The sequence below is a fragment of the Brachymonas moutaii (nom. illeg.) genome, from assembly GCF_049977365.1.
GTDB lineage: Bacteria > Pseudomonadota > Gammaproteobacteria > Burkholderiales > Burkholderiaceae_C > Brachymonas.
Map to the genome: position 1 here is coordinate 216,797 of NZ_JBNGEN010000002.1, position 12,880 is coordinate 229,676.

10 protein-coding genes are annotated in these 12,880 nt (G+C 65.0%); 5 read left to right on the plus strand and 5 right to left on the minus strand.

All coding sequences use genetic code 11. From position 1 onward, the window contains the following. Nucleotides 1-60 precede the first annotated feature (60 nt). The 3 genes from ACP2WS_RS04670 to ACP2WS_RS04680 all read right to left on the minus strand — a co-directional run bounded on the left by ACP2WS_RS04670 (nucleotide 61) and on the right by ACP2WS_RS04680 (nucleotide 3,243). The gene (locus ACP2WS_RS04670; protein ID WP_374492439.1) at nucleotides 61-882 is read right to left on the minus strand and encodes an undecaprenyl-diphosphate phosphatase; all 822 of its coding nucleotides are present in this window, start codon (nucleotides 880-882) and stop codon (nucleotides 61-63) included. Between the two features lie 244 nt (nucleotides 883-1,126). Then, entirely contained in the window at nucleotides 1,127-2,938 is a 1,812-nt protein-coding gene (locus tag ACP2WS_RS04675) for a cation acetate symporter (RefSeq protein ID WP_374492440.1), read from the minus strand. Continuing rightward, the gene (locus ACP2WS_RS04680; RefSeq protein ID WP_426459723.1) at nucleotides 2,935-3,243 is read right to left on the minus strand and encodes a DUF485 domain-containing protein; all 309 of its coding nucleotides are present in this window, start codon (nucleotides 3,241-3,243) and stop codon (nucleotides 2,935-2,937) included. The genes ACP2WS_RS04675 and ACP2WS_RS04680 overlap by 4 nt, the downstream gene beginning before the upstream one ends. A gap of 217 nt (nucleotides 3,244-3,460) precedes the next feature. Between ACP2WS_RS04680 and ACP2WS_RS04685 the strand changes: the two genes are divergently transcribed. The 5 genes from ACP2WS_RS04685 (at nucleotide 3,461) to ACP2WS_RS04705 (ending at nucleotide 10,674) form a co-directional block, all read left to right on the plus strand. Next, complete coding sequence (locus ACP2WS_RS04685) at nucleotides 3,461-5,287, plus strand: DUF294 nucleotidyltransferase-like domain-containing protein (protein ID WP_374492443.1); 1,827 nt, start codon at nucleotides 3,461-3,463, stop codon at nucleotides 5,285-5,287. 20 nt (nucleotides 5,288-5,307) lie between these two features. Further along, nucleotides 5,308-5,964, plus strand: coding sequence for a 3'-5' exonuclease (locus tag ACP2WS_RS04690; RefSeq protein ID WP_374492445.1), 657 nt, complete (start codon nucleotides 5,308-5,310; stop codon nucleotides 5,962-5,964). A 125-nt stretch (nucleotides 5,965-6,089) separates the two neighbouring features. Continuing rightward, nucleotides 6,090-7,949, plus strand: a complete 1,860-nt coding sequence (locus ACP2WS_RS04695) for a glutamine--tRNA ligase/YqeY domain fusion protein (protein ID WP_426459725.1) — start codon at nucleotides 6,090-6,092, stop codon at nucleotides 7,947-7,949. A 155-nt stretch (nucleotides 7,950-8,104) separates the two neighbouring features. Beyond that, nucleotides 8,105-9,988: a 3'-5' exonuclease gene (locus ACP2WS_RS04700; RefSeq protein ID WP_426459726.1), complete on the plus strand. Its 1,884-nt coding sequence runs from the start codon at nucleotides 8,105-8,107 to the stop codon at nucleotides 9,986-9,988. Between the two features lie 224 nt (nucleotides 9,989-10,212). Continuing rightward, nucleotides 10,213-10,674: a bacteriohemerythrin gene (locus ACP2WS_RS04705; RefSeq protein WP_374492450.1), complete on the plus strand. Its 462-nt coding sequence runs from the start codon at nucleotides 10,213-10,215 to the stop codon at nucleotides 10,672-10,674. A 95-nt stretch (nucleotides 10,675-10,769) separates the two neighbouring features. On the opposite strand, the gene ACP2WS_RS04710 is transcribed toward ACP2WS_RS04705, so the two are convergent. Next, nucleotides 10,770-12,086, minus strand: a complete 1,317-nt coding sequence (locus ACP2WS_RS04710) for a replication-associated recombination protein A (protein ID WP_426459727.1) — start codon at nucleotides 12,084-12,086, stop codon at nucleotides 10,770-10,772. A 143-nt stretch (nucleotides 12,087-12,229) separates the two neighbouring features. Continuing rightward, the gene (gene lolA / locus ACP2WS_RS04715; RefSeq protein WP_465248520.1) at nucleotides 12,230-12,823 is read right to left on the minus strand and encodes an outer membrane lipoprotein periplasmic chaperone LolA; all 594 of its coding nucleotides are present in this window, start codon (nucleotides 12,821-12,823) and stop codon (nucleotides 12,230-12,232) included. Nucleotides 12,824-12,880 lie beyond the last annotated feature (57 nt).

Genomic DNA, 12,880 nt, shown 5'->3' on the forward strand with positions numbered 1-12,880 from the left:
CGTTCGCCCCGGGACTCCCCAGGCTCGGAAAACGCATCCGTATCCGCGTCCGCCTCAGTCTCACTCCGCCCAGACGACGGCTCCCGTCCACCAGGTCAGCAGCACCACCACCCCAAAGGCGATGCGATACCAGGCAAAGGGCACGAAGCTGTGCGAGGAAATGAACTTGAGCAGCCAGCGCACACACACCCACGCCGCCAGAAAGGACACCACCAGCCCCACCAGGAACATGGGCAGGTCGCTCATGTGCAGGGCTGCGCGCTCCTTGTAGAGGCTGTAGGCGCCCGCGCCGATGAGAGTGGGAATGGCCAGGTAAAAGGAAAAGTCGGTGGCGACCTTGCGGTCGAGTCCCAGCAGCATGCCGCCGATGATGGTGGAGCCGCTGCGACTGGTACCGGGAATCATGGCAAAGCACTGCACGATGCCCACCTTGAGTGCGTCCCAGGCACTCATGTCCTCGACGCGGTGAATGCGCGCCTCACGCTGGCGCCGTTCGGCCCAGAGAATGATGAACGCCCCAAGGATGAAGGTGGTGGCCACCACCGGTGCGTTGAACAGATGCTCCTTGATCACCTTGCCGAACAGCAGGCCAAGCACCACGGCCGGCAGGAAGGCGATGAACACATTGAGCACGAAGCGGCGCGAGGTCGCCGACTGGGGCAGCGTGACCAGCGTCTCGCGAATGCGCTGCCAGTACACCAGGATGACCGCGAAGATGGCACCGGTCTGAATGGCAATGTCGAAGACCTTGGCCTTTTCGTCGGCAAAGTGCAGCAGCGAACCGGCCAGAATCAGATGCCCGGTCGAGGAAATCGGCAGGAACTCGGTCAGGCCTTCCACCACGCCCATGAGGGCAGCCTTGATCAGCAGCAGGGTATCCACACAAATCCTTGAAACGTGAAGCGCAGAGGATCTCCGCATCCCTCGGACGAGGGAGAAGGAACCACGCGTAAAACAATGCCCTGCAGGAGGGTCCTGCCTGCATTATGCCTGCCGCTTCTGAAGGCAGGCTTCAGATTTCCATGCGCGCTGCGGCTGGATGCAGAACGAAAAAAACCGGGCCTGAGCCCGGTGTGAGGGCCAGGGCACAGGGCCCTGGCATGGCGCATGGTGTGGATGTGCGTGCTCAGTGGCTGGAAGCCTTGGCCGCACCCAGCCCGGTTTCGGAACGCACCTGCTGGGCTTCGAAGGCGGCACGCTCACGACCCGCCTGGGCACTGCGGTCCATGATGGAGAACAGCCAGATCCCGATGAAACCCACCGCCATCGAGAACAGAGCCGGCGAGGTGTAGGGGAAGGGAGAGGATCCCTTGGCATGGCCCAGCACGGCTTCCCACACGGAAGGCGAGAGGATGGTCAGCGCCACGGAGGTGCCCAGCCCCAGGAAACCGCCGATCACGGCGCCGCGGGTAGTGCAGTTCTTCCACAGCACGCTCATGAAGAGCACCGGGAAGTTGGCCGAGGCGGCAATCGCGAAGGCCAGCGACACCATGAAGGCGATGTTCTGCTTCTCGAACAGGATGCCGAGCAGCACGGCGATCACGCCCAGGCTCACGGTGGTGACGCGGGAGACCTTGAGTTCGGCTGCGCTGTCGGCCTTGCCCTGCTTGAACACGGTGGCGTACAGGTCATGCGACACGGCGGAGGCGCCCGACAGGGTCAGACCTGCCACCACGGCCAGGATGGTTGCGAAAGCCACTGCCGAGATGAAGCCGAAGAACACATCGCCGCCGACCATCTTGGCCACCAGCACGGCTGCCATGTTGGCCGTGCCACCGCCGCCCCGGATGACGCCCTTGACGGTGTCGGACATTTCGGGGTTGGTCAGCACCATGGTGATGGCACCAAAGCCGATGATGAAGATCAGGATGTAGAAGTAGCCGATCCAGGTGGTAGCCCAGGCGACCGACTTGCGGGCTTCCTTGGCGTTGGGCACGGTGAAGAAGCGCATGAGCACGTGGGGCAGACCGGCAGTGCCGAACATCAGCGCCATGCCGAAGCTGATGGCGGAGATCGGGTCCTTGATGAAACCGCCGGGGCCCATGATCGACAGGCCCATCTTGGTGGGGTCCATCTTCTGCGCCTTGGCCAGTGCGGACGCGGCGCTGGCTGCAGCCTCAGGCGTCGAGGCCGCGGCACTCGCAGCCGTGGCAGCTGCAATGGCAGCCTCCTTGGCATGCTGGGCGATGGCAGTCTTCACGACCACGCCGTTGGCGAACAGTGCCTCGGGGCTGAAACCATAGTGCGCCATGACCATGAAGGCCATGAAGGTCACACCGGCAAGCAGCAGGCAGGCCTTGATGATCTGCACCCAGGTGGTGGCCGTCATGCCACCGAAGAGCACGTACACCATCATCAGCACGCCCACGATGATGACCGCGTAGATGTAGTCCAGCCCGAACAGCAGCTTGATGAGCTGGCCCGCACCGACCATCTGGGCGATCAGGTAGAACGCCACCACCACCAGCGTGCCGCAGGCGGCAAAGGCGCGGATGGGGGTCTGCTTGAAGCGGTAGCCCGCCACGTCGGCAAACGTGAACTTGCCCAGGTTGCGCAGGCGCTCGGCCATCAGGAAGGTGATGATCGGCCAGCCCACCAGGAAGCCGATGGAGTAGATCAGCCCGTCGAACCCGCTGGCCATGACGGCAGCGGAAATCCCGAGGAAGGACGCGGCGGACATGTAGTCGCCGGCAATGGCCAGACCGTTCTGGAAACCGGTGATGCCGCCGCCGGCCGTGTAGAAGTCGGCCGCCGACTTGGTCTTGGCTGCAGCCCACTTGGTGATCCACAGTGTGCCCATGACGAACAGGCCAAACATCACGATGGCCGTCCAGTTGGTGGCCTGCTTGGCCGTCTGGCCCACGTCGCCACCGGCCGCGAGAGCTGCGCCGGCCCCCAGCAGGGCGGGCAGCGCGATCAGGAAAGAGAGCTTTTTCATTGTGCGGCGTCCTTGAGAATCTGCTGGTTGAGCGCGTCGAACTCGGTGTTGGCGCGACGGACGTACATCACGGTGATGAGGATGGTGAACACGATCACCGCCAGGCCGATCGGGATGCCGAGGGTGGTGACGCCATCGCCCATCGGCTGGGCAAGGAATGCCTTGTCGAAGGCAATGAGGGCGATGAAGCCGTAGTACACGACCATCATCAGGATGGTCAGGATCCATCCATAGCGGTTGCGCCGGGCACGCAGCTCCTGGTATTTCGGATTCGACCGGATCTTGTCTACGACGGGATCAGTCATGGTTGCCTCCTTCTCGTTGGAATAGTGGTTGACGCAGGCATGGTTTCGCCGCAACCCTGCGCCTAACTTACAGAAAGTGCCTCCCGCCCCCATCCTTGCGGGTTCCCCATCATGTCGAAAACCCTGCCCCTGCACGTCAGCACATCGCAAGTGCCTCGGGGCAGACTGCAGGGCATCCCGATCCCGCCGCACCAGCGCCTCCCGGACACGTCCCGCCATGCCCAACGCCTTCCACTTCGACGCCTCCCCCTTCGACAGCCTCAGCAAGCAGGAGCAGACGCTGGTGCGCGACAGCGTGGACATCGCCTACTTCCGCAAGGACGAGGTGATTCTCGATGTGGGCGACGTGCCGCGGCACCTGTACGTCATCATCAAGGGCCATGTCGCCCAGATGGAAGGCAGCGAACTGCTGCACCTCTACGGCCCCGACGACACATTCGACGGACGCGGGCTTGTGGCCGGACGCAGCAGCCACCGCTTCATCGCGCAGGACGAGGTGCTGGCCTACGAGCTCGCGCACGAGGCGGTCATGTCGCTCATCGCCAGCAACACCACCTTCAGCGCTCTGCTCTTTTCCAACCTGGGAGACAAGCTCAGCGCCCTGGGCCGGCGCCACAGCGAACGCGAGATGCAGTCGCTCACCCTGGCCAGGCTCGACGAGGCGGTGCTGCACCCCCCGCACTACGTCGATGCCGACACCGACATCCTGGCCGTGGCCCGCATCTTCGAGCAAGCCCGAACCACCCATGTGCTGGTCCGGGACGACACCGGCACCCTGCCCCGGCTCGGCATCTTCTCCAGCACGGCCCTGCCGCGAGCCATCCTGGACGGTCGCCCCCTGGACGACCTGCCCGTAGGCGATCTGGCCACCTACGAGCTCGTCACCCTGCGGCCGGACGACCTCATGGGCGAGGCCCTCACCATGATGCTGCGCCACCGCATCCACCGCATCGTGGTCGCCGACGGGGACGAAGTCCTCGGGGTGCTGGAATCGCTCGACGTGTTCAGCTTCCTGTCCAACCACTCGCACCTCATCCTTACCCGCATCGACCAGGCCACCAGCCTGCAGGCACTGGCGGACGCCTCGGCCCAGACGCCGCGCATGGTGCAGCAGCTCCACGCCAGTGGCACCGATGTCGGCCTGATCGGAGATTTGGTGCAGGAAATCAACGCACGCCTGTTCGAGCGGGCCTGGCAGCTCATTGCCCCGCCCGAGCTGGTACACAACAGCTGCCTCATCGTCATGGGCAGCGAGGGGCGGGGCGAGCAGCTCCTCAAGACCGACCAGGACAATGGCCTCATCCTGCGCGACGGCTACACCCCGCCGGAGAACCTCGCAGCGCTGTGCGACCGCTTCAGCGCCGCCCTGGCGCAGTTCGGCTATCCCCCCTGCCCCGGCCGCATCATGGTCGACAACCCGGAGTGGCGCGGCAGCGCCGCCGAATGGAGCACCCGCACCCGCACCTGGCTCATGGGCGGACAGCCTCCCCAGCTCATGAACCTGGCCATCTTCCTCGATGCGCACCCTGTCTGCGGCGACGAGCGCCTGCTCGACCAGGTCCGCGAACGGCTCAGGGAAGTCGCCACCGACAACGATGCCACCCTCAGCCGCTTCGCATCGGCCATCGACGCCTTCGGCACCAGCAGCCACTGGCTCGGACGGCTCTTCGGCCTGGGCGAAGACACCGACGAGGCACTGCACATCAAGAAGCACGGCATCTTTCCCATCGTCCACGGCGTGCGCAGCCTTGCGCTGGCCGAGCACATCGAATCCACCGGCACCGTGGAGCGCATCCGTGCCCTGGTGCAGCTCGGCGTGCTCAAGCCTTCCTGGGGCGACAGCCTCATCCACAGCCTGCATTTCTTCATGGGACTGCGCCTCAAGGCAGCGCTTGCCGAAATGGAAACGGGCCGCCCCGTCAGCGGCACCGTGGTGGCCAGCCAGCTCAGCAGCCTCGACCGCAGCCTGCTCAAGGACAGCCTCGGCATCGTCAAGCGCTTCAAGGCCATGCTGCACCAGCGCTTCCGCCTCGACGCCATGTAAGAAGACAGCCCCCCATGCCCATGGCCCTGCCCTCCCCCCCTCTCCACGCCCTGTGGCAGCGCACGCGCCAGCGCTGGGCACGGCGCCAGCTCAGCGATCCCGCCTACGCGTTCCTGTTCGATCCGCCGCCCCCGGACGAATACGTCGCCCTCGACTGCGAAACGACCGGCCTCAACACCCGCACCGACGACATCATCTCCATCGGTGCCGTGCGCATCCGGGGCCGCCGCATCCTCACGAGCGAACGGCTCGAACTGCTGGTGCAGCCACAGTGCCAGGTTCCGGCCGAAAGCATCCGCGTCCACCGCCTGCGCACCATGGATGTGGCCCATGGCCTCCCGGTGCAGGAGGCCATGCACCGGCTGCTGCACTTCATCGGCAGCCGGCCTCTGGTGGGGTACTACCTCGAATTCGATGTGGCCATGCTCAACCGTGCCGTGCGCCCCCTCATCGGCATCCGACTTCCGCAGCCACAGATCGAAGTCTCCCGGCTGTATTACGACTACCGCTTCCGCCAGCTTCCGCCCTACCAGCAGCACGACAACGCAGACATCGACCTGCGTTTCGACACCCTCATGGCCGACCTCGACCTGCCCGTGCGCGAAGCGCACGATGCGCTCAACGATGCCGTCATGGCCGCCATGGCGTTCATCCGGCTGCGCGAGCTGCAAGGCTGACCAGGGTGCCTATCTCTCGCCCACCGGTCCCGCCCTGCACGGGCACTGTCTGATCCACGCTGCCGGTCACTCCCCGTTCGCACCCCTGTGCCCGAGACGGCGGCAACAGGTTCTAAAATCCGTGCATGAACACCCACCATACGCCCACCCAACCCAGCCATGCTGCCAGCGAAGCAGCCGAAGAACCGACCCGCGCCAGCAACTTCCTGCGCCAGATCATCGAAAACGACCTGAGCCAGGGCGCCTACGCCGGCCGCAAATGGTCCGGCACACCGGGAGACGCCGCCCACCAGGCCCATGGGGAGCCCGATCCCGCCCGCATCCGCACCCGTTTTCCCCCCGAGCCCAACGGCTACCTCCACATCGGCCATGCCAAGAGCATCTGCCTGAACTTCGGCCTGGCCCAGGAGTACCAGGGCATCTGCCACCTGCGCTTCGACGACACCAACCCCGAGAAGGAAAGCGTCGAGTATGTCCACAGCATCACGGACGCCGTGCAGTGGCTCGTCGGCCCAGCCTGGATCCATGACGACGTGGGCGGGCACGACGTTCATCTCTACTACGCCAGCCATTACTTCGACGCCATGCACCGCGCCGCGCTCTACCTCATCGAGCACGGACTGGCCTACGTCGACGAACAGAGCCCCGAGGACATGCGGCGCAACCGTGGAGACTTCACCCACCCCGGCGTGGACAGCCCCTTCCGCGCGCGCACCCCGGCCGAGAACCTGGCCCGCTTCGAGGACATGCGCCTCGGCAAGCTGGCCGACGGCGCCGCCGTGCTGCGCGCCAGAATCGACATGGCGCACCCCAACATCAACATGCGGGATCCGGCCATCTACCGCATCCGCCGCGCGCACCACCACAACACCGGCGACACCTGGTGCATCTACCCGATGTACACCTTCGCCCACCCCATCGAGGACGCCCTCGAAAACATCACCCACAGCATCTGCACCCTGGAATTCGAGGACCAGCGCCCGTTCTACGACTGGCTCATGACCACTCTCAGTGCCGGCGGCATCGTCAACGCCCCGCCCCCCCACCAGTACGAATTTGCCCGGCTCAACCTCACCTACGTCATCACCAGCAAGCGCAAGCTCAAGCAGCTCGTCGACGACAGCCACGTCGAAGGCTGGGACGATCCCCGCATGCCCACCATCGTCGGCCTGCGCCGCCGCGGCTACCCCCCCGAGGCCCTGCGTCTGTTCTGCGACCGCATCGGCGTCTCCAAGGCCGACAGCTGGATCGACTACAGCGTGCTCGAAGGTGCCCTGCGCGACACCCTCGACCCTGTGGCCCCCCGTGCCATGGCCGTGCTCGACCCCATCCGTCTCACCCTGACCAACTGGGAAGAGCTCATGGGCGCCGGCACGCTCGACACCTGCCACGCCCCCGTGCACCCCCACCACCCCGAAATGGGCCAGCGCACCATGCACATGGGTTCGCACCTGTGGATCGAGCGCGAAGACTTCATGGAAATCCCCGAAAAGGGCTACCGCCGGCTCTATCCGCCCCACACCAACGCCGCCGGCCAGCCGGTTGACGGCAACAAGGTGCGCCTCAAGTACGGACACATCATCGAGTGCACCGGCTTCGAGAAGGACGCCTCGGGCCGCGTCACCGAGGTCTTTGCCCAGCTCCTGCCCGACACCAAGAGCGGCACCCCTGGAGCCGACCGCATCAAGGTCAAGGGCGTCATCGGCTGGGTCGGCGCCGAAGACGGCGTCCAGGCCGAAGTGCGCCTGTACGACCGGCTCTTCACCGAATCCCAGCCTGACGCGGGCGGCAAGGACTTTCTGGCAGCCCTCAACCCGGACAGTCTGCGCACGGTCACGGCCTGGGTCGAGCCCTCCGTGTCCGGTACGGGCAGCCACTTCCAGTTCGAGCGGCTCGGCTATTTCGCCACCGACCGCGTCCTGTCCCGCGACGGCGAGCTGGTGCTCAACCGCATCACGGGACTCAAGGACACCTGGGGCAAGTAAGGTCGCGCTCCTCCCCCCACCACGCACCGCCCGCCACACTGGGGCACACGGCAATCCGTGCCTCCGTGCGGCGGTGGCGCCCCTCTCCCCGGCACACCACCGGGGAGCACACAGCCCCTCTGACGCCCTTTCCTGCACCGCAGACTGACTGCTTCATGGCCCTCTTTCCCCAGATCTTCGGACGCATCGAGCGCCACTGCAGCAACACCGGCGAGCGCAAGGTGCTGCAGCAGCTGAAGCGCTGCCTGTCGGACGACTACATCGTCTGGCACAACATCCCCATCGGAGACCGGCAGCGCGAGCCCGACTTCGTCATCCTCAATCCCCGCCGGGGAGTGCTGGTGCTGGAAGTGAAGGACTGGAAATTCTCCACCCTGCTGGAGCTCGACCGCGACAAGATCACCCTGCAGACGGAACACGGCCCCACCACCTGCGACCACCCCGACCGGCAGGCCATGCGCTATGCCCGTGAAATCCATGCCGTGCTGGAGCGTGACCCCCAGCTGCAGCAGCAGGGCCCCCTCCACCGCGGGCGCTGCATCGTGCCCTACGGCTGGGGCGTCGCACTCAGCGGCATACGCAGCCGCGACGCCGGCGCAGTGACCGACTTTGCCGAGATCTTTTCCCCCCACAAAACCCTGCTGGCCGATGATCTGGCGGAATCCGTGCACCCCGAGCAGTTCGAGGAACGCCTCTGGGCCATGTTCGTGGTCGCTTTTCCCGTCACGCTGACGCTGCCGCAGCAGGACCGGGTGCGCTGGCACCTGTTCCCCGACCTGCGCATCACCATGGGCACCCCCTCCTCGGCAGGCACCTCCGGCAGCACGGAAAGCGGCAGCGGCATGCTGACCATTCCCGACCTGATCCAGGTCATGGACCTGCAGCAGGAAACCACCGCCCGCACCCTCGGCACCGGCCACCGCATCATCCACGGCCCTGCAGGATCAGGCAAAACCATGGTGCTCATTTTCCGGGCCCAGCAGCTCGCGGCCCAGGCTGCCCCGGGCAGTCCTCCCATTCTGGTCACGTGCTACAACCGCCCACTTGCCGACCGGCTGCGCCAGATGCTCGCCGAGCGCGGCGTCTCTCCCCAGCGGGTCCAGGTCCAGACCTTCCACCAGTGGTGCAGCGAGATGGTGCGCAGCTACCAGCTGCCGATTCCCCGCGGACTTTCCACGTCGGAGAGTCTCGATGAGCAGGTTCGCGTCGTGGAGCGCCATCTGGCCAGCGGCATGGTGCCGCAGGGCCAGTACAGCGCCCTGCTGATCGACGAAGCACATGACTTCGATGCCACCTGGCTGCGCATGGCAGCCCAGCTCGTGACCCCCGAGACCAAGTCCCTGCTCATCCTGTATGACGATGCCCAGGCCATCAACCGCAGGGCAGAGCGCCGCAGGTTCAGCTTCGCGAGTGTCGGCATCGAGGCCCAGGGACGCACCAGCATCTTCAAGTTCAACTACCGCAACACCACCGAAATCCTCGCGGTGGCCCTGCACCTTGCGGACAGCCTGCTGACCGAACGCGAGGAAAACGACGACCACGTGGCCCGCATCCATCCCGAAACGGCCGGCAGACGCGGCCCGGTCCCGGTGCTGATCAAGGCCCGCGACGGCTGGGAAGAAGCCAGGCACGTCGTCGACCGCATCGCCGCGCAGCTGCGTGAAGGCGTTCCTCTCGACGACATCGCCATCCTCTCCACCGGATACCGTCTCAACGCCATGGAGCAGTGCCTCACCCAACGGGGCATCCCCTGGCAACGCCACCGATCGGGCATCAGCCGCATCGACTGGTCGCTTCCCAGCGTCAAACTGCTGGGCATGTCCACGAGCAAGGGGCTGGAATTCCCCCACGTCTACGTGGCCCATATCGACGGCCTGCCAGAACGGGCAGACCAGGACACCGACGACGCCCTGCGCATCCTGTACGTGGCCATGACGCGCGCCACCCAGACCCTCACCCTCTCGGCCGCAGCCATCACGCCCCTAGTGCAGCGGGTGGAACAGTCCGTCGCTGCCGTGCGCCAGGAGTTCGGCGGCTGAAGATGCGGCTTCCCCGTCAACTCTCTCGCCTCCTTCCCTGATACGCCTGCCCTGCGCAGCTGACCATTCCCCAACGGCATCTCCTTGACGCACATCAAGGGATGTTTCCCTCTGTACGATCGTCCAATGCAGCCCCCTATAATTTTCCGTCATGTAACGTAACTCATCACCCTCTGAATGCGGAAGGAATGCTCCAGGGGCAAGAGAAATTCAAGGACTTACGCATGGCGCACATTGAATGGACCCCCGAGCTGAACCTGGGCATTGCAGAGATCGATGATCAGCATCGTCGCATCGTCGACTACCTCAACGAGCTCTACCAGGCACAGCTCAGGCAGGACCGCAACATGCTCAAGGAGATCATCGACGACGTCATGGACTACACGCTGTCCCACCTCGGCTTCGAGGAAGTCATGATGCGCGATGCAGGCTACGAATTCTTCAACGCCCACAAGTGGGTGCACGATGCCTTCGTCGACCGCGTCTCCGGTCTGCACAAGCGCTTCGACGAAGGCGAAGATGTCGCAGCCGAGCTCCACGCCCTGCTGGCGCGGTGGCTGGTCAATCACATCCTCAAGCAGGACAAGCACTACGTGGACGTGGTCAAGGCCCACGCCAGCCAGAATGCCCTGCACACCCAGTCCAAGCGCATGAACTGGCTCTCCCAGTTCTTCGGAGGAAAATGAACAGCCGCTTGAACGGTGGAAGCTGCGGCGTGCACTGACCGCCGTGCATCCAGCCGGGTTCTCAGGCCTGGCAGAACACGCAGCGGCCAGTCCCTCTAGTTCTGCGCCTGCCCACCATCGGCTTCCTCATCCCACTTCCGCAGCTGTGCGAGCTTGTCGGCGATCTTGAGCTCAAGCCCTCGGGGCACGGGGCGATACCAGCCCGGTTCCGGCATGTCTTCCGGCAGATAGGTCTCCCCTGCCGCATAGGCATGGAGCTCGTCATGGGCATAGCGGTAGTCATGCCCGTAGCCGAGTTCCTTCATGAGCTTGGTGGGCGCATTGCGAAGATGCACCGGGACTTCCCGGCTGCGGTCCTTGCGGATGAAGGCCCGTGCCTGGTTGTAGGCCATGTACCCCGCATTGCTCTTGGGCGCCACGGCCAGGTACAGCACCGCCTGCGCCAGTGCCAGTTCTCCTTCGGGGCTGCCAAGACGTTCGTAGGTGCTGGCCGCCTCATTGGCGATCTGCATGGCGCGCGGATCGGCCAGTCCTATGTCCTCCCAGGCCATGCGCACGATGCGCCGCGCCAGGTAGCGGGGATCGGCCCCTCCGTCGAGCATGCGGCAGAGCCAGTACAGGGCTGCATCGGGGTGCGATCCACGCACCGACTTGTGCAGGGCGGAAATCTGATCGTAGAACGCATCGCCCCCCTTGTCGAACCGCCTGCTGTTCAGGGTCAGCGCGTTGTCGATGAAAGCCGCATCGATGTGCGTGACCCCCGACGTCTGTGCCGCCGACATGCACTGTTCGAGCAGGTTGAGGAACCGGCGTGCATCTCCGTCGGCATACCCAATCAGGGTATCGACCGCCACATCCTCCCATGTGAGAGTGCCCTGCAGCGTTCCACGCGCCCGCTCGAACAGCTGCCGCAGCTCGGCTTCGGACAGGGGCTGCAGCACGTAGACCTGCGCCCTCGACAGCAGGGCCGAATTGACCTCGAAGGAGGGATTCTCGGTAGTGGCACCGATGAACGTCACCAGTCCGCTTTCCACATAGGGCAGCAGGGCATCCTGCTGGGCCTTGTTGAAGCGGTGAATCTCATCCACGAACAGAATGGTGTGCCGCCCCTGGGCGAGATTCTGGCGGGCACGGTCCATGGCTGCCCGGATGTCCTTGACGCCGGAGAACACCGCAGACAAGGCGATGAAATCGCAATCGAAGGCGGTGGCGGTCAGCCGTGCGAGCGTCGTCTTGCCGACCCCTGGCGGCCCCCAGAAGATCATGGAATGGGGCTTGCCGGACTGAAACGCGAGCCGCAGGGGCTTGCCGGCATCCAGCAGGTGCGTCTGCCCGACCACGTCGTCCAGCGTGCGGGGCCGGAGCAGTTCCGCAAGCGGCGCATCCGGCTCGTGTGCAAAGAGATCATCCATGCGTCTATTGGACCAGAAAGTGCGTCTCTGACTGCACGCAGGGGATGTCCCTGCTGCACTGTCTTGTCCCTGCCTTTATGCAAGGCAGCAGCATGCCGGCGCCATGACGCCGGCACTGGCGTCTGTCCCCGTGGTTCGCCGTCTCACTGCTTGAGCACATCGGCCCCTTTGGGAGGCACGAAGCTGAACTTCATCCCTGCCGGCACCGTGCTGCTGAACTTGCCAAAGGTCAGATCGGACCGCTGCCCGAACCCGTCGAGAATCACCAGCCGGCGAAGGTCATTGCCTTCGAATCCGATCATCACTTCCTTGACCTGCCCTTCCTTGCCCTTGGGGGTGGCCTTTACCCAAGTCAGGGAGCCGCTCCCCGTCGCATTTTCCAGCGTGAAGCGGGCCTTGAGCGCATCCAGGCTGGTGGCCGACGCCACCAGGGCGGCCGGGGTGGCGTCGAGCACCTTGCTCTGGCTGCGCTGCGTCACCTGACGCAATTCGGCGTCATACATCCACAGGTGCCGGCCATCCGCCACAATGGTCTGGACATAGGGCTTGCGATAGTCGAAGCGGAAGCGATTGGGCCGCTGGAAGGCAAAGGTGCCGCTGCTCTGCCGCGCCGCACCCGACTTGCCCACGGTGCTCACACTCTGGGTAAAGCTGGCTGCTCCCACATGCGTGTGCCGGATATAGGCATCGAGGGTAGACAGCCCGTCGGCATGGGCCTGCCCGATCCAGCCCGCCATGCCGAGCAGGGCCACGGCGAGTACCCGCCCGCCCTGCAAGGCGCGGAAACGCGGCAT

Excerpts from the sequence above, each read along its gene's own strand:
- ACP2WS_RS04675 (WP_374492440.1), bottom strand. The coding sequence starts at position 2,938 with ATGAAAAAGCTCTCTTTCCTGATCGCGCTGCCCGCCCTGCTGGGGGCC.
- ACP2WS_RS04695 (WP_426459725.1), top strand. The coding sequence starts at position 6,090 with ATGAACACCCACCATACGCCCACCCAACCCAGCCATGCTGCCAGCGAA.
- lolA (WP_465248520.1), bottom strand. The coding sequence starts at position 12,823 with ATGGCGGGCTGGATCGGGCAGGCCCATGCCGACGGGCTGTCTACCCTC.
- ACP2WS_RS04680 (WP_426459723.1), bottom strand. The coding sequence starts at position 3,243 with ATGACTGATCCCGTCGTAGACAAGATCCGGTCGAATCCGAAATACCAG.
- ACP2WS_RS04705 (WP_374492450.1), top strand. The coding sequence starts at position 10,213 with ATGGCGCACATTGAATGGACCCCCGAGCTGAACCTGGGCATTGCAGAG.
- ACP2WS_RS04685 (WP_374492443.1), top strand. The coding sequence starts at position 3,461 with ATGCCCAACGCCTTCCACTTCGACGCCTCCCCCTTCGACAGCCTCAGC.
- ACP2WS_RS04700 (WP_426459726.1), top strand. The coding sequence starts at position 8,105 with ATGGCCCTCTTTCCCCAGATCTTCGGACGCATCGAGCGCCACTGCAGC.
- ACP2WS_RS04690 (WP_374492445.1), top strand. The coding sequence starts at position 5,308 with ATGGCCCTGCCCTCCCCCCCTCTCCACGCCCTGTGGCAGCGCACGCGC.
- ACP2WS_RS04710 (WP_426459727.1), bottom strand. The coding sequence starts at position 12,086 with ATGGATGATCTCTTTGCACACGAGCCGGATGCGCCGCTTGCGGAACTG.